Here is a 21,590-nt window from a genome sequence, read left to right as displayed (position 1 = left end):
GATCTTTTGACCCGTTCTGAGCCTGTTGAACGACCCTGTTAACGAACGTGATCCTGGGGATGTCCTTGCGCGACTATTCGCCACCCGTTCACATCACCATCGTGTTGTAATGATGCCAGATAAAAATTGCGATTGATCCGCGATGGGGTGACCAGGGCAAGGCAATTTCCCTGAGATCCTGTTCCGATGGCCGCGTGGCATGGCCCAATATGTCACCGACACCGGCCTGTATCGCCAGATCACCGGCCGGCCAGATATCGGGGCGACCCAAAGCAAAGAGCAGGTAGATTTCCGCCGACCATCGGCCGATGCCCTTGACCTGGGTGAGCAGCGCAATCGCTTCTTCGTCATCATCCGGCAAATTGTTGAGGTCCAGCCCGCCGGACAAGATCAACTCTGCCAGACTGCGCGCATAGCCCTGTTTCTGGCGCGACAGGCCACAAGCCCGCAGCTCGTCAAATTCGGTCGCGATCAGCGCCTCGGCCGGGCAACCTGCACCCAAAAGCGCCTCCAGCTTGTTCCAAACCGACGCTGCCGAAGCCACGCTGACCTGCTGCCCGACAATCGTGCGGAGCAGGGTCTGATAGCCCTCGGGATTGATCCGCGGTTCCGGATAACCGGCCGCTGTTATGGCCTCGCTTAATGTCGGCTCGACTTTGCTGATCGCGTCGAGGCTGGTCTTTATCGTCTCTTTTGATAGGCCCATTGCGGCTTCGCCTCAGGTTACTGGCCTTTTGGCCTCTTGATTCTTTTTGGTCGAGCGGACATAGCGTGCCGGATTTTGAATGAAAACAGCTTAAGGGGTTTATATGCCAACCATCCACGTCACCGGTCGTACCGGAGAAGAAAAAGCCGTTACTGTCGACAGCGGCATGAACGTTATGGAAGCGATCCGCGACAATGGTTTCGACGAACTGCTGGCGCTGTGCGGTGGATGCTGTTCATGCGCGACTTGCCATGTGCATGTCGCTGCCGACTGGAAAGACAAATTGCCGACGATGAGCGAAGACGAAGATGATCTGCTGGAAAGCAGCGACCATCGCAATGAGTTTTCGCGGCTCAGCTGCCAGATCGAATTGAACGATGATCTGGATGGCCTGAAAGTGAAAATCGCCGAAGAAGACTAAACCCTTCGACAGATGATATAAAAAAAGGGGAGCGGCAAAGCTCCCCTTTTTTATGCGTATCAAATGTTGATCAGAATCTGATCAGCGCGCGCGGACCTTCTTCGGTCGCAGCACTTTTGCCGATTTTCCAGCTCATCACTTTGCGGCCGTCTTTTTCGGTAAAGCCATCGACGCTGTTATTGGTCGCCACCGTGCCATTGGTTTCCACCGTCAAAACACCGTCAATTTCAGAAATTTTCGGGGCTTTTCCACCGCTTTCTTTCATCATCATCATGTTGAACATGCTACCTTGACCAGCAATGCCGGGTGTCAGCAACTCCACGGCTCCATCGCTGCGGCGAATGATCTGGAAGAACGGATATTGCATCTGTGCATCCGGCAGCACGGGGAAGCTGAAATAATTGCCGATGGGGCCGGTTTCGCTATATTCGACATCAAAGATGTTGCCGCCTGCATGCTCGACCTTGTTCCAGCCGCGGTATTTTTCCAGCTTTTTGGCAAACGCAACCATGGTCTCGTCATCACCGGGAATCGGTCCACCAAAGAACGCACCGGCCATTGCGGATTCTTCCTCATAGCGCTTTTTCTTGCGCTCTTGACTGCGGACATATTGGTCTTTTCTTTGCGTGATTTCTTCTTCGGTACATTCCCGGTCCACTACGTCATAGGAACGGTTGCTATTGTCGGCGTCCGGGTTGGCATCTTTTCCGTAACGATCATATTCATCACCATAAACAGGGTTTACAGCATTGACCTCTCCGCTGCTTTTATACACGCGGTCCCGGCATTTAAGCTTGGCTGGGTCAAACGGCTCATCGCTCGGTTTTTTCAATTTTCCGTCGTCCGGCATAGTCATTTGAATTTGGCCGGTATAACCGAATTCATACCGATCGCCGTCGAGGATTTTCAGGTTCGCGTTGAATTTGCCGGGCAATAAAAAGCAACCCGACAGCAAAAGCGGTGCCGATATGGCGGCTACAAGTTTGAACATCTGTTTCATTTAATTTTCCCTGTCTCTTGTATATTCTGCGTAAAGCGCGATTGCAGCGGCATTGGACACATTCAGGCTTTCCATTTGCGAGGCCATGGGCAGGCGCGCCAGTGCGTCACAATGGGCTGCAACATTCTGCCGCAGACCTTCGCCTTCCGCGCCCATTACCAGGGCCAATTTGCTTTGTCCCATCAGGTTGCCGAGCGTTTGGTCTGCTTCGCCATCCATGCCGATGCGCCAATAGCCCGCTTCGGCAATTTCATCGAGCGCCCGCGCCAGGTTGACCACCCGGACCCAAGGCACAATTTCCAAAGCGCCAGAGGCTGACTTTGCCAGCGTACCGGACTCGGGCGGCGCGTGCCGGTCCTGCGTCACGATCGCGGCGGCATCAAACGCGGCAGCCGAGCGCAATATCGCACCTACATTATGGGGGTCGGTGACCTGATCCAGCACTAAAATCGGCCGGCCCTTTTCAGCGGCCTTGTCGAGCAAATCGCCCAGCCAGATTTCCGGCAGCGGGTCCACATCCAGCACCATGCCCTGATGCGGCGCCTCGCGGGGTATGACCCGGCCGAGGTCAGCGACGTCGCTATACACGACCGCCAAATCTTCGGGCACGTCGAGCGTTGCGAGCGCTTCGCGTGTCCCTGAAATTTTCTTGACGAACCGGTGGGGATTGGCGAGCGCGGCTTCTACCGCATGCCGGCCCCAGAATTTCAAACCGCCGCCGGTTTTTTTCACAGATCTATTTTTACGTGCCATAAGGCTCCTTAGCGGTTCGTCCGCAATGGGACACCTTTTTTTGGACCTTTTTCGCGGGAAATTTGCGATTTTGAAGGGGCAGGCATTGACACTGGGCGATGCTTTCGTCATTGAGCCGCATCTTGCCGAAAAACGGTCAAGATAGGCAACCAAATGGACAGGTGGCCGAGTGGTTAAAGGCAGCAGACTGTAAATCTGCCCGCGCAAGCGTACATAGGTTCGAATCCTATCCTGTCCACCATTTTTGCCGAGCAGAGCCGATCCGGGGGATCGGCGTCGGCAAAAATCCCGCAGCGCAAGCAAGGGTGGCCTGACGGGCCGAAAACGTCTTCCAAAAAACGGTAATATTTCTCGTGATCGATCCGGTGGATCGGCGTCGGCAAAAATCCCGCAGCGCAAGCAAGGGTGGCCTGACGGGCCGAAAACGTCTTCCGAAAAACGGTAATATTTCTCGTGATCGATCCGGTGGATCGGCGTCGGCAAAAATCCCGCAGCGCAAGCAAGGGTGGCCTGACGGGCCGAAAACACCTCTTCAAAATAGCGGTATCTCTTATACCCCGTAAGGGCAGGGCACGGCAAAAAGCGCAGGCTTACAATCGCTGTCTGGCCCGACCCTGCCGGTGCAACATATCTCTCTCGTCCGTGGACAAGCGCGTCGCGCTGTGTGATGGCAGCTTGATCCAAAAATAGAGGAGAGCATATGAAAAACCTGTTTGATGTCAGCGGTAAAGTAGCGGTCGTTTCCGGAGGCTCCAGCGGTATTGGCGCGATGATGGCGCGCGGTCTCGTGGAGAATGGGGCGAAAGTCTATATTACCGCGCGCAAGGAAGATCGTCTGATGGCGATGGCGGACGAGCTTTCCAAGCTGGGTGAATGTATCGCCATACCCGCTGATCTGTCGAACGTGGAAGGCATTGAAAGCTTTGTTGCAGCGATTAGCGAGCGGGAGAGCAAGGTCGATATCCTGATCAACAATGCGGGCGCCAACTGGGCCGCCCCGATTGAGGACTTTCCCGAAAAAGGTTGGGACAAGGTGATGGATATCAACATCAAGGCGATATTCTTTGCGACCCAGAAATTCCTGCCGCTGCTCAAGGCATCGGGCAACGCGGATGATCCGGCCCGGGTCATCAATATCGCGTCGATCAATGGCATCAGAAATTCGGGCATGCCGACCTATGCTTACTCCGCGAGTAAATCCGGTGTGATCCATTTGACCGAGCATCTGGCCACCGATCTTGCGTCCTACCATATCAACGTCAACGCGATTGCGCCCGGCTTTTTCCCGAGCAATATGACGAAGCAGATTGTCGAGAATGACGGGATGACCAAAATGGCGCTGTCACAAATCCCACGCGGGCGGATGGGCGCACCGGAAGATATAGCCGGAACCGCTCTGTATCTCTGCTCCAGAGCTTCATCCTGGTTGGTCGGGCAGACGATTGCGCTCGATGGCGGAATGATTTCGCGGCCCTAGTGAAGTTTTGGCGAGATCTTTACAGACGTAAAAAAGGCGGCCATTTTCACGGCCGCCTTTCCTTTTTGATCTGTGAGTGCTTTTAGAAAGTCAGCTTCGCACCGATAGTGTACCGGCGTCCCAGTGCGTCATAGGTCGACGGATAGGTATTGCCGCTGTTGAATGCGGTTGAGCCGATGGTATTGCCTACAATTGGTGGCTTTTTGTCAAACAGATTGTCAACGACGAACGTGACATCGAGGGTTTCCATTACCTGTGCTTTTAATGCGACATCAAAAATATTATAGGACGGAATACTCTCATAATCGTCAAAAATATCAGCCAGATCTGCAGCTGCAGGTTCAAAATCCTGACCTGATATATGTCGCCAGCCTAGTGAAATTGAACCTTCATCACGGCTTAGTGAAATCCGACTGTTCAACTGGAACTCCGGTTGAATGCTAGTACAGTTTACACTGTAGAAGCCGGCACACTCACGGTTCAGGCTGGTGGGGAGTGACTGAAACTTATTCTCGAATGTGAAGTTACCATTTACCTGTAGGGCAAGGGTAGCGAAGTCGATATCCCGTTGATAGCCAACCGTGAAATCCAGACCTGACGTTTCCAGACGTCCTGCATTAGACGTATTCAGGATTGCTCCTGGCGTATCCACGGCACCGCCATTCAGGCTGCCATTTAGAGGGTTCCGAACAATTTGCTGGCATTGCGCACTATTTGGATCAAGAGATTCAAAGCATGGCCCGAAAATATCGCCTACTGTTTCAGTTGTAATAGCGTCGGTGACTAGAATATCGTAATAGTCTACCGACACAGTCAAACCTGGAACGACTGCTGGCTGGATGATTGCACCGAGCGTAATTGTTCGCGCTTTTTCGACATCCAAATTTTCATTTCCGCCGAAAGTTGCGTTAATCTGGCCAGCGGAAGGCACAGGGATGGATCCGATCCTCGCTGCAGGAGCGCCTTGAGCGATACATACTGCGGTCAGAGCCGCATTCCCCACAGGATTGGTGCCAGCGCAAGGATCATTTGCAAAGTTATCGAGCCCGGTAACCGTAGGAGCAAAAAGCTCTTCAATGTTGGGCGAGCGGACCGCGCGTTGGTAAATGCCGCGCAGTTTCAACCCTTCTACCGGTTCCCAACTGCCGCCTGCTTTCCAGGTGAAGTTTCCGCCAGTATTTGAGTAATCCGAATAACGGCCGCCGATTTCAAGCGTCAGGCTATGGAAAAATGGCTTATCCTCGACCAACGGTGCAACGAGCTCGCCAAATACTTCTACGACGTCATATTGACCACTCTGCGGGAGCAGCGCTTCGCCATTGCCGAGAACCTCGTCAAGCGTCCCTGACGCGATGTCGGGAACAATTGAAGCCACATTATCTCTGTATTCTGCACCGATGGCGAAGTTGACCGGCGTACTTGCCCACGGGATGGAGAAGCCCGCATCGCCGGAAATTGAACCAGTAACAACCGTTAGCTCTGTCTTGGTGGTGGCAGACACAGGTTGGTTAAAGAAAGCAACAGCTTCCGTAGAAATGTCCTGACCAGAGCCGAAGAGATTGATTGGCACACAACCGTTCGACGCGTCTATGCAAGTGTCGGCATCGACAGCGAACAAGGCTTGTTGGACACGGGAGTTTAAACCACTATTATTTTGACTGCGAACGCGCGTTGATTGACCGTGTGTTGCATGAACGTCAAACTCAATCGAGTCGGTGATGTCGCCGCGAACGCCTGCTTCCAGTTGGAAGACATCAAATTCCAAGGTCTGTTGGCGTTGACCCTGCTCGACCAATCGACGGTTGATGGTAACTGCTGGTGCACGAAAGTTCGGGTCACTTGGGTCCGTGACACCTGCGGCAGCGTCGCATTCTGCTTGACTGATACCCACGCTTGCTTGCGCACATATTTGGTTGCGCAGCGCATCGGTCAGAAACGGATTGCTAAGTGGCAAATTATAAGTCGTGCCGAACAATCCCGACGGTGCAAGCTGCGTTTCCACCGTATTCTTGGAATATAGGCCCTGTCCGTAGACCTCAATACCTTCGGCCACTTCATAGTTGGCCGCTCCGAAGACGTTGAAACGCTCGAAAGGTGTTTGATAGTAGTTGAATGGATTGAAGTTGAACGTGTCGGTATCGTCTGAAAGCAAGCCAGTATCCGGATCATATTGTAGTCCGTTGATAGCAGTTGGGACCGATGTTCCCGATCCTTGTGGTTCTCCACTGCCAGAACTTAGAGACTCGAAACCGAATGATCGGTCGCCTTGCAGCACAGGGTCAGATGTGCGGTAACCAACGCTGAACACTGCATTGCCTCGGTCATCGGCAAAGTTTCCGCCGAGCGTCAGATCGGCCCGAAATACTGCTCCGTCGGATTCTTCTGTTACTCCATAGCTGGTTGAAATTTCAGCCCCTTGGAAATCTTTTTTCAAGACAAAGTTGACAACGCCTGAAATGGCATCGGCACCATATACAGTCCCGCCGCCGCCTGTCACAATATCGACGCGCTCAATCAACGCCAATGGTATTAAGTTGGTGTCAGTTACACCGGTCAGGCCGGCCGGGACAAGCCTTCTGTTGTCTAACAATACGAGGTTGCGATTTGCGCCAAGACCACGCAAATTGATTTCTGCTGTACCTTCACTACCATTGTTCACAGAAGATCCGAGGTCGGCGACAACACCCGGTAATTCCCGAATTAATTCCTCTGCTGTGAGCGATGGCTGTAAATCAATCTCGTCGCGACCGACGACCGAAACCGGGCTGGATAGCTCGAGATTCGGATTGGTAATCCGCGACCCCGTAACAACAATAACGTCAGAAGCTTCTTCGCTATCTGCACCTTCCTGATTCTGCGCCTTGGCGCTTGTGGCGGAGATGGCCACAGCCATTATCGCCGCTGATGTAAAACATTTTCGTAAGGTTTTGGTTCTGAAATTCGGCCGCATTGCTGGCTCCCTTAGTTGATTACAGCGGCAACCAAATAAGGCGAAAGAGCGGTTCGGCAATCAAATATGACAGTATTTTGAACATTCCCCATTCGATGAAGTTTCAACGCAACGGTCGATTTACAACGTTGTAAAAAAACGATAAATCAATAGTCTATGGGCCCTACCATATTGACTATGAAAGAGAATTCATTCGATATCAGGTGATATAATAGCCATAACATCTTTCGCATATTTTCTGCCGACAGCGACTTCATCGCCGGTGCTCAAACGTAAGACGCGACCGCCATTGCTGCTGCGTTTTATGGCGACGATTCGCGCGACATTGACAGCTGCGGACCGGTGGACCCTTAAAAAACCAATAGTGTCGTTGCCGGCGACAAAGTCACCGATCATCTGCCGGTAGAGATAAGATGTTTGGTCGCAATAGAGGCGCACATATTCGCCTTCGGCTTTGATCCAATCGATACTGTCACAGTCCACCCGCACAACTTCGCCGTGGCGAGGAACCCAAAGATAATGATCATCATCTACCACCCGGGATCGCTCCTGCCTCAGCTGATCGAGGGTTTGACCGAGCAGTGCCAGGCGCTGCCGCGCTTCGCGATCGGCATAGGCGGAGCGTGCCCGGTCAATAGCTTCGACCAACCGCGTATAGCGCACGGGCTTGGGTATAAAATCCAATGCACCTGTTTCAAAAGCCCGCACCGCAAATTGCGGATAGGCCGTGATGAAGATGACCAGAGGCATGGGGCCAGCTGATTCATCAAGGGAAGCAGACAGATGTTCGATCACGTCAAATCCATCAAGAATAGGCATTTCTATATCGAGCAAGACGACGTCGGGGTTTAGCGTTTCAATAAGCTCCAGTGTTTCCTGGCCATCTGACGCTTCACCTACCAGTGTCACATCATCCATGCGCAGGACGAGTTCGGCCAGACGCGATACGGCCAGCGGTTCATCATCGCTGATCAGCAACGTGATAGGGGGCATGGCCTGGACCTGAGGGAAAGTGCAATCCACGAGAACCGAAGAGATAGTTGAGGCGATATTACATCGTCCTGAACAACATATCTTCGACGAACGAGGACACAATGATGGGGCCTGGGATGGGGCCTGGTGCGATTATTGCAACACGGGAAGCCGAAGCGCGTAACTATAGTCAAACCTGCAAGCAGGATGAAGTGGAGGAAGGATGGCCTCCCCCTCATGGCTCTGCAGCTTATGCCCATGACAACGTTATGCAGCTGTTTTTCCGTAAGTGAAACTGCCGCATCGGGTCGTTCATTTGGTTCCGAATGTCGTTTATTGCTCCTTGGGCATTTTTGTCGGTTCTTGGGGTTCGTTCGTAGAATAGCCCGAGAAATTTTACATGATTTTACGTAAACTCACTCGTGCACTTTAGAGGCCGACCCCCCGGCCGATAGTGATACAGGAGCGTAAAATGGTAACCCGAGTACAGACAAGAAATCCGAAGAATGATGCCAATGCAGAAGGGTCCGCATGGCGACCCGCATCCTCTCGTCGGTTGATTTTGGACGCAGCGCGGCGAAAGCTGCGGGCGGAAAGTTTTAACGAATTTGCGATGGAAGCGGTCGCTGCGGAAGCAGGTGTATCGCGGCGTACAGTTTATAACCAGTTCGCCAATCGTGAGGAGCTTTACTGTGCATCCCGCCTGGAACTTTTTGAGAAAATTGATTTGGCGATGGCGGAAATCAAGTTTGATCTGGATCAGCCGGTGGAAAAAATGCTTCACCGCTTCTGCAAGGCTGGCATAGCGATCTTATTGTCGCCGGAAAGCTTTGAACTGCGGGCATCGCGGGCAAGAGACCGGCGCGCATTCCGATGGATTGAAGAACAATATGATCACCGGATTGACGAACCGCTGCGTTTGAAGATCGAACATTTTCTGCAGAGCCTAATGCTGAAAGGTGATATCGAAAATACCGATCCTGCGCCGTTGGCTGACTCGCTATTGATGGCAATTAACGCCTGTGTAGGCGACGATGGTCAGGCGGAATCAAATTTGAAACAGCCGCCGGTTTTCACCCCCAGTGAAATCGCCGACATCTATCTGAAACGATTGCCCCTAAGAAGCCACGCTCCTGCGGAGTGAGGCCTGGTAGAGGCATCTGTAAACCAAAGTACAGATCCTTATCGGCTCGTGTTTAGGGTTTTTCGGGCGTGCCGCTGTTATTAATGGCGGCACGCTCATCAAATGGCTCGACAATGGCTGTTTGTAATTTATGTCCTGCTAGATGGATTCGTTGGTGCCACCTTCGCAACTGCAAGCGGACATAACGCTGTCGCCTGAGGCATTGTTCGTGCAGTCGGTTGATTTGTCGAGCCGAAAAAAGCTCGGTCAGTTTTTCACACCGCCGGCTTACGCAAATATAATGATCGACTGGATTGCTGGCGTCTCACCGGAATCCGTACTTGATCCGGCAATAGGCACCGGGCTGCTCATAGACATGTGTGCAAAGCGGCATGTGGGTGAGCATTACACAGGTTTTGATATTGACCCAAAGCCGCTGGCAATCGCGAAGGCCAGAATGGTTGATGCCGCCTATTGCCAGATTGATCTACTGGAACGCGATTTTCTAGCGACAGATTGGAATGCTCGTTTCGATGCGATTATCGCCAATCCACCCTATATCATGCACCGAGACCATGATTTGAATGAGGCTGTGGCGGATGATATGGAACGGCGATCAGGGCAAAGATTAAGCCGGCAGTCTAACCTCTACATTTATTTCGTTATCAAAATTTGCGAGCAGCTTTCGCATGGTGGACGGGCGGCCATATTAATTCCGGCCGAGTGGATGGGCGCAAACTATGGCCAATCCCTCAAAGCCTATCTGCTGCAACGCGGGCTACTCAGTGGCTTGGTGACAATCGATCATGCGGGGCATGCATTTGAAGACAATATGTCCACCGCATCAATATTGCTGATCGAGAAAGCCGGCAAACCTCGTCATGCGGTGCAAAGCTATTATGTTCCGCAGGGTGCTGAACCGACTTCGCTGGCGGCGCTGGAACTAAATGTAGGGATTATCCGCCATGAACTGCCAAGCGACCTGCTGCAATCACGCAAAAAATGGGACATGTTGCTGCGGCAAGCTGACAAGCTACCCTCAGGACGTTGGATACGGCTTAGAGATTTGGTGATAACCAAGCGCGGGATTGCAACCGGCGCAAATCGTTATTTTCTTATGTCCCGAGAACAGGCCGAGGATCATGAACTGGATATCACGCGAATGGACCGCTGTGTGGGCAAGACAGCACAGGTCGCTGATATCACGTTTTCCCGGACTGATTTTGCACGCTTGGCTGATGCGGGGCAGGCTTGTTTCCTGTTCAATCCTTCTCGTGACCTCACCCCAGCGGAAAACGTCTATATCAAGCAAGGCGAAAAGATTGGAATTCCCCTCAAACATGGGCCCCGGACCAAGCCTGTTTGGTATAGAGCTGAAATGCGGCCGGTGGCGCCCATTTGGGCAAGCACCTTCGGTCGCGGCCGGATGCGTTTCATTCACAATGCGGCTGGCGTAAAAGCGCTTACCTGTTTCCATAACCTGTATGCCCCAACGCTTGATCCCATACAGCTCCGCGCGTTGGTGGCGCTGCTCAACAGTGATATGATGCAGGAGGCTATTAATGCTCAGGTTCGCGTTTTGGCTAGCGGTCTAATGAAGTTGGAGCCGCGCGACATATTAGACATACATGTCCCTGACATCAGGCTGATACCTCGCGATATCATTATGCGGTTTGCCGATTGGCTGGACGACCGGCCATCGGATACAAGCAGTCGCAATATGGCGGCTTTAGAAGAGCTAACCACGCAGGCTTTTCGGTCTTCCACCAAATGAACAGCTTTGATTTTCACCGCAAAGAAACCAACACTTGCTCTTGATTTTGCAAACATGTCTGCGCATGAGTCTCCGCCAAGCATAGATCAACAAAAGGCCTTTTATGTCGTCTGAGAAACAAGCGCGAACCGGAACGGATTCTGCGCTGCGAAATTTTCTGAAAAGCGAAGCCGCAGGCGGTATTTTGCTCATGATTGCGGCCGCGTTGGCCATGATCGTCGCAAACAGCCCATTTTATGACATGTACCATCATTTTCTGCATGAAGTGAAAGGGCCCGTGCTTTCTAAAAAGCTTGGACCAATGACTCCGCATTTGTGGATTAACGACGGTCTGATGGCGATATTCTTTCTGCTCGTCGGCCTTGAAATTAAGCGTGAATTTGTCGATGGGCGTTTGAATACATGGGAGCGGCGGCGCTTGCCGGTTCTCGCCGCTGCGGCTGGAATGGTGGTGCCGGCGTTGATCTATCTGGCGATTGTGAGGGATTTCCCGGCGCTATATAATGGTTGGGCAATCCCCGCAGCCACCGATATTGCTTTTGCAATTGGCGTGCTGGCCCTGCTTGGGCCGCGTGCTCCAACCTCATTAAAGCTTTTTTTGGTCACGGTTGCGATTGTCGATGACATGGGGGCCGTCGCGATTATCGCTTTGGTCTATACCGCCGAAATCAATGGTGCGGCGCTGCTCGCTTCGGCCGTTATCTTGGGCATAATGTATACGATGAACAAGGCCGGGGTGAAATCCTTGATCGCCTATTTGTTCTTTGCTTTGTTGCTCTGGTTTGCTGTGCTGCTGTCTGGCGTTCATGCCACAATAGCGGGTGTGCTCGCTGCGCTGGCCATTCCAATCGTGGTTACGCCCGGTTCTCCAGATGCAGTAGACTCACCGCTTCACCGGTTGGAGCATGGCATTGCACCTTGGAGCGCTTTTTTCATCGTGCCGGTATTCGGCTTTGCCAATGCTGGCGTGTCCCTGGAAGGGATCGGCATGGAACAGATTTTTGCGCCCCTGCCGATCGGCATTGCCGCGGGTCTGTTCCTCGGCAAACAGGTTGGCATTTTCGCAGCCGTTTGGTTGGCCGTTAAAACCGGCTTTGCAGGACGTTTGGGCGGGGCGAGCTGGCTGCAGGTTTACGGCGTATCCATGCTATGCGGCATTGGTTTTACCATGAGCTTGTTCATTGGTGCTCTCGCCTTTCCCGGAGAGGCATTGTTGATTGAAGAGGCCAAGATCGGCGTGCTCGGGGGGTCATTCCTGTCTGCTATTATAGGTTATTGCATCCTGCGTTTTGCACCCCAGGAAAAGCATCTGAAGTCGCTGGACAAGAAAGAGGCCCAGCAACTGAAAGAAGTGCTTTGAGAGCGCTCGTTGCTCTTGCAGCGGCACTCTTCCTGACCGGCTGCCCACCGCCCAACAACTATGTGCCTGAACCCGGAGCAGCAAGTTTTGCCCCGCTATCGCCACTGGATCAGATTGCCAATGATTATGTGCTGTTGACCCTGACCATGGGGGAGCAGGAAGAGGGCTATGTCGACGCCTATTATGGCCCAAAGATCTGGCAGGATCTGGCGAAAAAGGACGATCGCGGCCTGGTCTATCTGGGCAATGCCATTGTCGAACTGATGGAAAGGCTGGACGGGTTGCCGACAAGCGACGATCCACTGGTCGAGGCGCGCAAACGCTTCCTGTCAGCGCAGCTTGAGGCGGCGCATACACGGCACATGATGATCTCTGGCGAAACATTGCCTTTTGCGGTGGAAGCAAAGGGGCTGTTTGGCGTGACGCCTGAATTTGCACCCTTGGACAGTTATGACGCGGCGTTGGCAACAATCGAGACATTAGTGCCGGGCGAGGGGCCATTGCATGAGCGGGCGGAGGCTTATCAGGAGAAGTTCACGATCCCGACGGAGCGGTTGAAACCAGTGTTTGATGCGGCGATCGCGGAATGTAAGCGGCGGACGGCGGAACATATTACTTTACCATTGGACGAGAATTTCAGAATGGAATTTGTCACTGGCAAAAGCTGGAGCGGCTATAATTATTATCAGGGCAATTATCAGAGCCTGATCCAGATCAACACGGACCTTCCGATCCGGATTAGCCGCGCCGTCGATCTGGGTTGCCACGAAGGCTATCCCGGCCATCATGTCTATAATATGTTGCTCGAACAGCGTTTGACTAACGAGCGCGGCTGGCAGGAATTTTCGGTCTACCCGCTCTATTCGCCGCAATCGTTCATTGCCGAGGGGTCCGCCAATTATGGCATTGATCTCGCTTTTCCAGGCGAAGAGCGTTTGGCGTTTGAACGGGACGTGCTTTATCCGCTCGCGAGGCTCGATCCATCGACAGCGGCCGATTACTTCAAGCTACAACAGGCGCTGAGCGAGCTGAAGGGCGCACGCTTTGTGATTGCACAAGCCTATCTCGACAAGACCATCACAAAGGATGAAGCGCTGGCACTAATCCAGAAATATCAACTGGTCAGCCGCGAACGCGCAGAACAATCCCTGTCCTTCAACGATCAATATCGCAGCTATGTGATCAACTATGGCCTTGGTCAGGACATGGTGAAAGCCTGGGTCGAACGACAAGGTGATGGGCCGGTCTGGCGTTGGAAGGCGATGGAGAAGCTGCTCAGCGAGCCAATGTTGCCGGACGATTTGGTGGAGTGATTTGATTATTTATTAATTTTTTTTGCTATTATCAGGAAATGAGAATCCCCCGCTCATTTCTATTTTTTATTCCAGTTGTGTTGCTGTTTTTACTTCAGCTCGTTCCAGGCCTGCGCTTGATTTTGCTTTTTCTGTTGGTGCCAGTTTGGTCGATCTTTTTCATAAATGCTGCGTTTATCGGACTTTTAATTGAAGCCCGCTTGCGCCAAATCCACATGCTCTGGGTTCTGCTGACGGTGGTTTGGTTTGGGGGTTATTATGGCTGGATGCTTCACGAACACATCATACTCAACAAGGTTGCAAAAACAGTTGCAGCAAAGAATGTCGGGCAAAAGCTGTCATTCGATTCGAGCAAACAATCTTTGGTTTTTGCAAATGGATATGATGCAATCCGGTTTATTCGCCAATATGATGTTGAAGAAGTATATGAGTTTAACCAGAGCGGTGGAGAAAATCAGTACAGCGCTATTCGAGTGGTAGATAGCGTGGTCTGCAGTAAATTTCAGAGAGACAAGATAGCTATCGCCGCAGGCGTTCGAACTATAGATCTTGCGCCAAGTCATCGGGATCGTTCCTCGGGAAATGTCAACGGCGCAGCTTGTGCTATTCGGATTTATGAACGACCTACCAAAAAGCAGATAATTGCCTCTCTATCCCGCGTAGAGGATCAACTCGGGAATATTCCGATCATTAGGACCAAGGCATTGGTTCAAGCACAAGACGGCGATAGACTGATTTTATCGGGAGCGAATGCTGCCACCCTAGAAAAATTTCCCATGCCATTTGCTGGTTGCACCCCAACAGACAAATATATGGAAGAATGGAAATGTTGGATCGGCTTTGCTCGCGATGAAAATAAACCGCTTATAAAAGGATATGGTGATGACGACATTCTATCGAAATCGCTTGGTTTACAAGGCATTACAGCAAACAAACGGAAGCGTTACGATCAGCACCAAATTGTGAAATGGATTGATAACACAATCGAAAGCAGTACCGATGCGGAATTACAAATTTTGGATGGCATATTATCTGATCCATCCGCGAAGGCTGGAAGTGATCCTTTTCAAATATTGCCATATCGGAAAGATTTAATCGAAGAGCGAAAGGAGAAAATTATTGCGGTGATCGACCAGCTAGCGACATCGACAGTTAACGGGAAACTTAACAAATCTATGTTGGAATCGCTACTTCAGCGGTACGATTCAGCAACCAAAGAACTGACAGAAACTCTTTCTGAAACCAATCACCATTAAGAGCGCATGACAAGCAAACGCCCAACCTATCAAAAAACAGGCTGGGCGTTTGGATCAAGAAAACCTAGCGCTGCAGGGATTTCCGGAATGTGATCTTGTCGTCACCATCCGCGTAGAAATCGCGGATGCGTGATTCCTGATCATATTGACATAGTCGATAAAATTCACGGGTGCGGGCCAAAGCGTCCGTTCCCGATGTTTCCACGATCAGTACCCGCTGACCCTCAGCGGCCAGATGCTCTTCAATATGACTCATCAGGGCAGCGCCAATGCCTTCGCCCTGATGGTCCGGATGGACCGCGATGAGAAGCAGATTCCATGTCCTGTCGGTCATTTCCTCCGACCGGCAATAGGCAATGGCTTTAGCACCGTCCCTATCATGGGTCAGCCATATCTCGTCGCTGCCCTCTTCATTGAAAAAACCGGCAATCATGTCATCCAGCATTTCAGAGGGAAACATATCGGTCGCGTCAATCACCCGCTTCAAAGCGGGGATGTCATCAGGGACAACCGGTCTGATCGGGCTTGGTTTATGTTGGTTCATTGGTATTCCTTTATCTGTTGTCGAGTTGCGGGCGTACGGACACCCGGCCGAGATGAGAGATTTGATAGGGACTGCCCTTTCGGGACATGATCAGGCGCCTGCGTTTCAGGCGCGCAAAAATGTCGAGCGTGCAGTCGGACAGCACATAACCATCCCGGGTTACGCACATCACTTCGTCTATCTTGCTGTTCTTGTTGCGTTTGTGGCGGATATGTCCGCCTTGAGCGAGCACGTGAAGCACGCGCTGTTCAGCTTTCGAAATATTCATTATTTTTACTCGGAGATTAAACCATAGGGAACGACAGAACGCCCGTGCGGCACGCGCACCGGTTTCGTCGTTGCTGTGATTTGAAACGCTAAATGGTTTTCAAATCAGTTGGTTGTTACATTCTCTAACAAAAAGGCTCCGAGTGTTGGCAACGACATTTTGCCATTGCGAGTCGCGAAATATGCCAGTTTCCGCCAAAATTCAACATTTTTCCGGGCATCATAGCCGATTTTACGCTCCTATTAACTTATCGCTAACCAATTTCGTTCACTCCGGTTTTTGAAACATGAACTGGCACTATCGCGTGCCGTGTTTTGAACAGGGATCGGATTTATGACTGACGCGACTAACCCCGTAGATGTAGCCATTATCGGCGCAGGACCAGCGGGCCTCACCGCCGCTTATCTCCTCAGCAAAAAAGGCTATTCGGTCAAAGTGATCGAAAAAGACCCGACCTATGTTGGCGGGATCAGTCGGACAGTCGAATATGAAGGCTTTCGTTTCGACATTGGCGGGCATCGGTTTTTCTCGAAATCCAAGGAAGTGGTCGATCTGTGGAACGAAATTCTGCCGGATGATTTTATCCAGCGCCCGCGGATGAGCCGGATCTATTATGAAGGCAAATTCTACAGCTATCCCCTGCGTGCTTTTGAAGCCTTGTGGAATCTGGGCATCTGGCGCTCAACCTTGTGCATGGTGAGCTATGCCAAAGCAAAGGTCTTCCCGAACAAAAATGTCAAAAGCTTTGAAGACTGGACGGTCAACCAGTTTGGCTGGAAGCTTTATTCGATCTTCTTCAAAACCTATACCGAGAAAGTCTGGGGCATGCCCTGCGACGAAATGTCGGCCGATTGGGCAGCCCAGCGGATCAAGGGTCTCAGTCTTTGGAGCGCGGTTGTCGATGGTCTGAAACGCTCTTTGGGTCTCAACAAGAAACCCAATGACGGCATGGAAACCAAGACTTTGCTTGAGACGTTCCGTTATCCTCGCCTCGGCCCTGGCATGATGTGGGATGCCGCGCGTGATTTCGTGCGGTCCAAAGGCAATGAAGTGCTGATGGGTCACAGCCTGAAACAGCTCGCGCAGGATGCCGATGGCAACTGGCGTGTGTCGGCTTCGACCGAAGATGGCGAAACCGTTATCAATGCTAAACATGTGATCAGCTCTGCGCCGATGCGCGAACTGGCCACCCGGATCCACCCGTTGCCGGAATCTCTACCTGAAGCGCAGGAACTCAACTATCGTGACTTCCTGACCGTGGCGATCATGGTGAAATCCGAAGACCTGTTCCCCGACAACTGGATCTATATCCATGATGATCGTGTGCAGGTTGGACGCGTTCAGAATTTCCGTAGCTGGTCGCCGGAAATGGTGCCGGATGAATCCATCGCCTGTGTTGGTCTGGAATATTTCTGTTTCGAAAATGATGGCCTTTGGTCGTCCACCGATGAAGACCTGGTCGAATTGGCCAAGAAGGAAATGGCGATCCTCGGCCTCTGCAAGCCCGAAGATGTCGTCGGCGGTGCGGTCGTGCGTCAGGAAAAAGCCTATCCGGTTTACGATGACAGCTATGAAGACAATGTCGAAACCATGCGCGACGATCTCGAAGCACGCTTCCCGACGCTCCACATGGTCGGTCGCAACGGTATGCACCGCTACAACAACCAGGATCACGCGATGATGACCGCGATGCTGACGGTGGAGAATATCGAAGCCGGTTCGCGCAAATGGAATGTGTGGAACGTCAACGAAGATGCCGAATATCACGAGGCCGGTGACGAGGGCGCAGAAACCGTGATCTCCGAAGATCGGGCAGCCGCGCTGGAAAGCATGCGCGATGTCCCAACGCGGATCGAAGACGATAAGCCCGAAAGCAAGCCCAGCAAGGCGGCGTAACGGTGTACTTTGAACCTTTTCCATATCTGTGCTCCTGCGAAGGCAGGAGCCTATCTCCTGAGGCCGCGTTTTTTTGCAACGGCTGGAGATGGATCCCCGCCTCCGCGGGGATACTGGCGGCGCGAGGTTGAATGGTTATGGAGCGCAGCGGTCAGGATAGACGGTCTACCGTCGGAATCTGGGTAGGAAATCTGCCCGGGCCGCTGGCTTTGTTCAATCGCTTTTCGATCACCCGCTATTTGCTGGCCAGCATTGTCAGCCTCGCCTTTGATGTTGCTTTGTTCATGGTGCTGGTTGCCTTTGCAACCGACCCCGGTTGGTCGTCAGCAGCAGGCTATAGCGCCGGCATAATCGTGCATTGGCTGATTTCATCGAGCTTCGTTTTTCCCGGTAAAACACGGCAAGGCGCTGCTCTGCAGCTGCAACGGATCGGGTTCATTGGAACGGCTGTGTTGGGCTTGGGCATTACCGTCAGCATCGTGAGCTGGCTGACCGAAATGGGCGTTGTCCCGGTCCTCGCCAAAGGAGCGGCGGTTTTTGTCAGCTTCTTTGTGGTATATCTGACACGCAAATTTGGAGTATTCCGGTGACAGCAATCACGATGGAAGCACCGCGATCAGGTCTGTCGACGGATCTCAAAAAGCTCCTCAACTGGTCCTTCATCTGGATTGGTCTGATCAATATTCCCTTTATGGCGATGTGGTTCGTAGGCGCTCCGCCGCGCCATTTTGAAATTGCGGTGGCCGGTTTTATCGGCCTGATTGTCAAGCGCATGCCGCGGGTCGTCCAATGGATCGCTTTTGCCGGTGTCACCGCTTATTCGATCTTGTCGTTCGTGGCAGGTCTGTTCAATCTCGGGATGTCTTCGCTTCTATATTCCATGCAATTTTTTGCCGAGATCAAACCCTCCAATTCCATCGAATATCTCGCTGCTGCCGCCGTTATCTTCGGCATGCTGATCACCAGTTGGTTTATGCTCAAGCGGGATACGAATTTCGTAAAGCCGCTGCATATTCTAATGAGCGGCGTGTTGATCTTCGGACTGGCTGGCGCTGATTTCGCCATGGGACAGGGGATGCGCGGCCATTATTTCCGTGAAGCTCCAGCAGGCGCGACGTTCGAATCCGCCGTGGAAAAAACCGGACTGGCGGCGCGCGCAGACGGAAAACGTCATTTGATCCTGATCATGGTGGAATCGCTGGGCGTGCCCAATGATAATAAGGTCATGTCTGACAAGCTGTTCGCTTATTATGAGAATAGTGCCATTCAAGCGCGCTATGATGTCAGCCAGGGGACCAGCCTCTATTATAACAGCACAACATCGGGCGAATTTCGGGAAATGTGCGGACAGTGGGGCGATTATTATGAATTGCTCGATCCGGCAGACGCCGCGAAGCTTAACTGCCTGCCTGCCATGCTGGCTAAACAGGGCTATGCGACCCATGCTATGCACAGCTTCAAAGGCGAATTTTTCAAACGGGCCGAATGGTATCCGAATATTGGCTTCCAAAGCCAAGAATTCTGGCCCGATCTCCAGGAAAAGGGCGCGGAGTGGTGCGGCGGTGTTTTTGCTGGTGCTTGCGATCGGCAGATACCCCGGTTGATGGCGGAAAGCCTGAAACAGGCCGAACAGCCGACCTTTCTCTACTGGCTGACGCTCAACGCGCATTTGCCTGTTCCGACGGGGCTGAATTTGAACGCCGATGATTGCCAACGAGTATCACCGGAACTGGCCAAGGATTTCCCGATGATTTGCCGGCAGTTTGCAATATTTGATGATATTGACAAGGCGCTGGTCAAGGAAATCACCGCGAGCGATTTTCCCGATGCCGACATATTGATAGTCGGTGATCACATGCCGCCCTATTTTGACCGGCACAACCGCTCCCAATTTGACCCTGAGCGGGTTCCCTGGCTTTACCTGAAAGCCAAAGGACAGCCCGAAGTCGCGCAATGACCTTGACTGACCGCTTGCGCGGCAAGCTTCCCCTCATCCTGATTTGGCTCGCCGTTAGCGCCGTGCTGATCGTCGTGTCGCTCGATCAGATCGTCTCGGGCATCGGCTGGGGACCGGATGATCAGTTGCGTCAGGTGCAGCTGCGTGATTGGTTGGCCGGACAAAGCTGGTTCGATACCACCCAATATAGGATTGCCTCGCCAGATAGCCAGCCCATGCACTGGCCGCGTCTGGTTGAGTTGCCTTTGGCTTTGGTTATATTAATTTTGAGCCCAGTTATCGGTCCAGCATCCGCCGAACTCGCGGCCATGGTCATCGTGCCATTGGTTGCGTTGGGCCTTGCCATGTGGTTGGTCGCAAAAATTGCGGAGCAGCTGTTCGATCGCAAAATTGCTCTGTTATCCGCTGCCCTCACAGCAACTGCTGTTGCGGTGGTCGCACAATTGAGACCGATGCGGATTGATCATCACGGGTGGCAGATCGTGCTCGCACTGGCGGTATTATGGACCATGTTCTGGCCAGATAAGCGCAAGGCGGGGCAAGTCATGGGCCTGTCGCTGGCGCTATGGCTGTCGATATCGCTCGAAGGTTTGCCTTTAGCTGTGGCGTTTATTGCTTTGCTGTCATTTCGCTGGGTCGTTTCGCTGGACGAAGGGGTAAGGCTATTTTGGACGCTGGCCGGATTTCTGGTCGGTACGCTTGTCCTCTATCTGGTCAATCATGGACAGATTGAAATTCTCGTCAACTATTGTGATGCGATTGCCCCGGCCCATCTTATGGCTTGCGCTGCCGGTGCGCTTGTCATTTTGCCGGCGATCAAATTTGCTCCCGCTTCGTGGCCGGTACGCCTGATGGCCCTCGGTGTCGCCGGAGGTTCAGCCTTGGGCACATTTTATGCGAGTGCACCGCAATGTGTCGGCAGCGCCTTCGGACAATTGGATCCGATGGTTCGGGACTATTGGCTGGTGAATGTCCGTGAAGGCATGCCGATCTGGACCCAGCCATGGAAAGAGATTGTCACGCTATTTGGTGGTTCGATTGTCGTTGGTCTTGGGAGCCTGGCTTATATCCAATGGCGAGGGTCGGATGGGGTTGATCGCGAAAAGCTGTTTCTTTTGACCTACGCCCTGTTGTGGGCCTTTATCGTATCCCTATTGGTCCAACGCGCCGCAGCTGTGGCGGCAGTATATGCGCTGCCGCTGGTCGGCTGGGCGGTCCAAAATGCATTTGTCCGCGCGCGCGCGATCACGCGGCCGCTCACCCGAATTTTGGCGACTGTGGCGGTGGTTTTCCTGATCCTGCCGGGACCGCTCATGCTGGGCATGATGAACGCGGTCGATGGAAAGAAGGCGGGGGCAGATGTGAAGAAGACGAAATCATCAGATGCCAGTTTGGCTTGTGATTCATCAGAATCACTGGCGGCACTTAACGCCTTGCCGCGCAGTCATATGATCGCTCCGTTTGATTTTGGCCCTGAGATATTAGTGCAAACGCCTCACAGCGTGCTGGCGACTAGCCATCACCGCAATGATGGTGCCATGGCGGACCAGATCCGGATTTTTACCGCACCGCCAGAAACAGCGCGCCACATAGTTGAGGCGCGCGGTATCGGGTATATCTTGGCCTGTCCGGATGAAGCGGAGCTTAACCTATATGCCAAAAAACATCCTGAGGGTCTTTGGGCTATGCTTGGCGAAAATGAACAGCCGGACTGGTTGGAACCTGTCAAGCTCTCGGGCAGCGCCCCATCGCTATGGAGAGTCGTGCCAAAACAATAGCTTGATGCAAGATAAAATGTGATACATTGTGTTACGTGCTGA

The 21,590-nt window shown here is 52.5% G+C and carries 19 protein-coding genes and 1 tRNA gene; 13 read left to right on the top strand and 7 right to left on the bottom strand.

The features are described 5' to 3' along the window. Positions 1-88: 88 nt before the first annotated feature. Positions 89-706 (bottom strand): DNA-3-methyladenine glycosylase family protein, encoded by a 618-nt coding sequence (locus J4G78_RS09405; RefSeq protein ID WP_207986343.1) that lies wholly within the window; start codon positions 704-706, stop codon positions 89-91. A gap of 103 nt (positions 707-809) precedes the next feature. On the opposite strand from J4G78_RS09405, the gene J4G78_RS09400 reads away from it, so the two are divergent. Then, on the top strand, positions 810-1,127 hold the full coding sequence (locus J4G78_RS09400) for a 2Fe-2S iron-sulfur cluster-binding protein (RefSeq protein WP_207986342.1): 318 nt from the start codon (positions 810-812) through the stop codon (positions 1,125-1,127). Between the two features lie 70 nt (positions 1,128-1,197). On the opposite strand, the gene J4G78_RS09395 is transcribed toward J4G78_RS09400, so the two are convergent. Next, a complete protein-coding gene (locus J4G78_RS09395) occupies positions 1,198-2,127 on the bottom strand; it encodes a hypothetical protein (RefSeq protein ID WP_207986341.1) in 930 nt (309 codons plus the stop codon). Then, complete coding sequence (rlmB, locus tag J4G78_RS09390; RefSeq protein ID WP_207986340.1) at positions 2,128-2,880, bottom strand: 23S rRNA (guanosine(2251)-2'-O)-methyltransferase RlmB; 753 nt, start codon at positions 2,878-2,880, stop codon at positions 2,128-2,130. It lies immediately after the preceding gene. Positions 2,881-3,035: 155 nt separating this feature from the next. Between rlmB and J4G78_RS09385 the strand changes: the two genes are divergently transcribed. Further along, a tRNA-Tyr gene (locus J4G78_RS09385) sits at positions 3,036-3,121 on the top strand. Positions 3,122-3,580: 459 nt separating this feature from the next. Continuing rightward, positions 3,581-4,357: a glucose 1-dehydrogenase gene (locus J4G78_RS09380; protein ID WP_207986339.1), complete on the top strand. Its 777-nt coding sequence runs from the start codon at positions 3,581-3,583 to the stop codon at positions 4,355-4,357. Positions 4,358-4,439: 82 nt separating this feature from the next. Here the strand turns inward: J4G78_RS09380 and J4G78_RS09375 are convergent, their stop codons facing one another. Both J4G78_RS09375 and J4G78_RS09370 read right to left on the bottom strand, forming a co-directional pair. Then, positions 4,440-7,250, bottom strand: a complete 2,811-nt coding sequence (locus tag J4G78_RS09375; RefSeq protein WP_243457040.1) for a TonB-dependent receptor plug domain-containing protein — start codon at positions 7,248-7,250, stop codon at positions 4,440-4,442. A gap of 246 nt (positions 7,251-7,496) precedes the next feature. Further along, entirely contained in the window at positions 7,497-8,300 is an 804-nt protein-coding gene (locus J4G78_RS09370) for a LytR/AlgR family response regulator transcription factor (RefSeq protein ID WP_207986337.1), read from the bottom strand. Between the two features lie 101 nt (positions 8,301-8,401). On the opposite strand from J4G78_RS09370, the gene J4G78_RS09365 reads away from it, so the two are divergent. From J4G78_RS09365 to J4G78_RS09340, 6 genes are all read left to right on the top strand, one after another. Next, positions 8,402-8,572 carry a hypothetical protein gene (locus J4G78_RS09365; protein WP_207986336.1) on the top strand — a complete coding sequence of 57 codons (171 nt, stop codon included), beginning with the start codon at positions 8,402-8,404 and terminating at the stop codon, positions 8,570-8,572. A 179-nt stretch (positions 8,573-8,751) separates the two neighbouring features. Next, positions 8,752-9,423 (top strand): TetR/AcrR family transcriptional regulator, encoded by a 672-nt coding sequence (locus J4G78_RS09360; protein WP_207986335.1) that lies wholly within the window; start codon positions 8,752-8,754, stop codon positions 9,421-9,423. A 154-nt stretch (positions 9,424-9,577) separates the two neighbouring features. Further along, the gene (locus J4G78_RS09355; RefSeq protein WP_207986334.1) at positions 9,578-11,176 is read left to right on the top strand and encodes an HsdM family class I SAM-dependent methyltransferase; all 1,599 of its coding nucleotides are present in this window, start codon (positions 9,578-9,580) and stop codon (positions 11,174-11,176) included. Between the two features lie 103 nt (positions 11,177-11,279). Further along, entirely contained in the window at positions 11,280-12,536 is a 1,257-nt protein-coding gene (gene nhaA, locus J4G78_RS09350) for a Na+/H+ antiporter NhaA (RefSeq protein ID WP_207986333.1), read from the top strand. Then, positions 12,533-13,849, top strand: coding sequence for a hypothetical protein (locus tag J4G78_RS09345; protein ID WP_243457039.1), 1,317 nt, complete (start codon positions 12,533-12,535; stop codon positions 13,847-13,849). The genes nhaA and J4G78_RS09345 overlap by 4 nt, the downstream gene beginning before the upstream one ends. A 38-nt stretch (positions 13,850-13,887) precedes the next feature. After that, positions 13,888-15,105, top strand: a complete 1,218-nt coding sequence (locus J4G78_RS09340; protein ID WP_207986332.1) for a hypothetical protein — start codon at positions 13,888-13,890, stop codon at positions 15,103-15,105. A 64-nt stretch (positions 15,106-15,169) separates the two neighbouring features. Here J4G78_RS09340 and J4G78_RS09335 read toward each other — a convergent pair whose 3' ends face one another. Together J4G78_RS09335 and J4G78_RS09330 are read right to left on the bottom strand one after the other, a co-directional pair. Continuing rightward, positions 15,170-15,649, bottom strand: a complete 480-nt coding sequence (locus J4G78_RS09335; protein WP_207986331.1) for a GNAT family N-acetyltransferase — start codon at positions 15,647-15,649, stop codon at positions 15,170-15,172. A 10-nt stretch (positions 15,650-15,659) separates the two neighbouring features. Then, a complete protein-coding gene (locus J4G78_RS09330; RefSeq protein WP_207986330.1) occupies positions 15,660-15,917 on the bottom strand; it encodes a YjhX family toxin in 258 nt (85 codons plus the stop codon). Positions 15,918-16,250: 333 nt separating this feature from the next. Here J4G78_RS09330 and J4G78_RS09325 point away from each other — a divergent pair, with 333 nt between their 5' ends. The 4 genes from J4G78_RS09325 (at position 16,251) to J4G78_RS09310 (ending at position 21,548) form a co-directional block, all read left to right on the top strand. Further along, complete coding sequence (locus tag J4G78_RS09325; protein WP_207986329.1) at positions 16,251-17,813, top strand: NAD(P)/FAD-dependent oxidoreductase; 1,563 nt, start codon at positions 16,251-16,253, stop codon at positions 17,811-17,813. A 131-nt stretch (positions 17,814-17,944) separates the two neighbouring features. Further along, positions 17,945-18,403 (top strand): GtrA family protein, encoded by a 459-nt coding sequence (locus tag J4G78_RS09320; RefSeq protein WP_207986328.1) that lies wholly within the window; start codon positions 17,945-17,947, stop codon positions 18,401-18,403. After that, a complete protein-coding gene (locus J4G78_RS09315; protein ID WP_207986327.1) occupies positions 18,400-19,770 on the top strand; it encodes a sulfatase-like hydrolase/transferase in 1,371 nt (456 codons plus the stop codon). The genes J4G78_RS09320 and J4G78_RS09315 overlap by 4 nt, the downstream gene beginning before the upstream one ends. Then, positions 19,767-21,548, top strand: a complete 1,782-nt coding sequence (locus tag J4G78_RS09310; protein ID WP_207986326.1) for a hypothetical protein — start codon at positions 19,767-19,769, stop codon at positions 21,546-21,548. Before J4G78_RS09315 ends, J4G78_RS09310 begins: the two co-directional genes overlap by 4 nt. The last annotated feature ends 42 nt before the right edge of the window (positions 21,549-21,590 follow it).

It is taken from the genome of Parasphingorhabdus cellanae (genome assembly GCF_017498565.1).
Lineage (GTDB): Bacteria > Pseudomonadota > Alphaproteobacteria > Sphingomonadales > Sphingomonadaceae > Parasphingorhabdus > Parasphingorhabdus cellanae.
This window is presented reverse-complemented; position numbering and strand designations above follow the sequence as displayed.

Excerpts from the sequence above, each read along its gene's own strand:
- J4G78_RS09395 (WP_207986341.1), bottom strand. The coding sequence starts at position 2,127 with ATGAAACAGATGTTCAAACTTGTAGCCGCCATATCGGCACCGCTTTTG.
- J4G78_RS09340 (WP_207986332.1), top strand. The coding sequence starts at position 13,888 with ATGAGAATCCCCCGCTCATTTCTATTTTTTATTCCAGTTGTGTTGCTG.
- J4G78_RS09360 (WP_207986335.1), top strand. The coding sequence starts at position 8,752 with ATGGTAACCCGAGTACAGACAAGAAATCCGAAGAATGATGCCAATGCA.
- rlmB (WP_207986340.1), bottom strand. The coding sequence starts at position 2,880 with ATGGCACGTAAAAATAGATCTGTGAAAAAAACCGGCGGCGGTTTGAAA.
- J4G78_RS09380 (WP_207986339.1), top strand. The coding sequence starts at position 3,581 with ATGAAAAACCTGTTTGATGTCAGCGGTAAAGTAGCGGTCGTTTCCGGA.
- J4G78_RS09370 (WP_207986337.1), bottom strand. The coding sequence starts at position 8,300 with ATGCCCCCTATCACGTTGCTGATCAGCGATGATGAACCGCTGGCCGTA.
- nhaA (WP_207986333.1), top strand. The coding sequence starts at position 11,280 with ATGTCGTCTGAGAAACAAGCGCGAACCGGAACGGATTCTGCGCTGCGA.
- J4G78_RS09330 (WP_207986330.1), bottom strand. The coding sequence starts at position 15,917 with ATGAATATTTCGAAAGCTGAACAGCGCGTGCTTCACGTGCTCGCTCAA.
- J4G78_RS09320 (WP_207986328.1), top strand. The coding sequence starts at position 17,945 with ATGGTTATGGAGCGCAGCGGTCAGGATAGACGGTCTACCGTCGGAATC.
- J4G78_RS09405 (WP_207986343.1), bottom strand. The coding sequence starts at position 706 with ATGGGCCTATCAAAAGAGACGATAAAGACCAGCCTCGACGCGATCAGC.
- J4G78_RS09375 (WP_243457040.1), bottom strand. The coding sequence starts at position 7,250 with ATGGCTGTGGCCATCTCCGCCACAAGCGCCAAGGCGCAGAATCAGGAA.
- J4G78_RS09310 (WP_207986326.1), top strand. The coding sequence starts at position 19,767 with ATGACCTTGACTGACCGCTTGCGCGGCAAGCTTCCCCTCATCCTGATT.
- J4G78_RS09365 (WP_207986336.1), top strand. The coding sequence starts at position 8,402 with ATGATGGGGCCTGGGATGGGGCCTGGTGCGATTATTGCAACACGGGAA.
- J4G78_RS09335 (WP_207986331.1), bottom strand. The coding sequence starts at position 15,649 with ATGAACCAACATAAACCAAGCCCGATCAGACCGGTTGTCCCTGATGAC.
- J4G78_RS09325 (WP_207986329.1), top strand. The coding sequence starts at position 16,251 with ATGACTGACGCGACTAACCCCGTAGATGTAGCCATTATCGGCGCAGGA.
- J4G78_RS09400 (WP_207986342.1), top strand. The coding sequence starts at position 810 with ATGCCAACCATCCACGTCACCGGTCGTACCGGAGAAGAAAAAGCCGTT.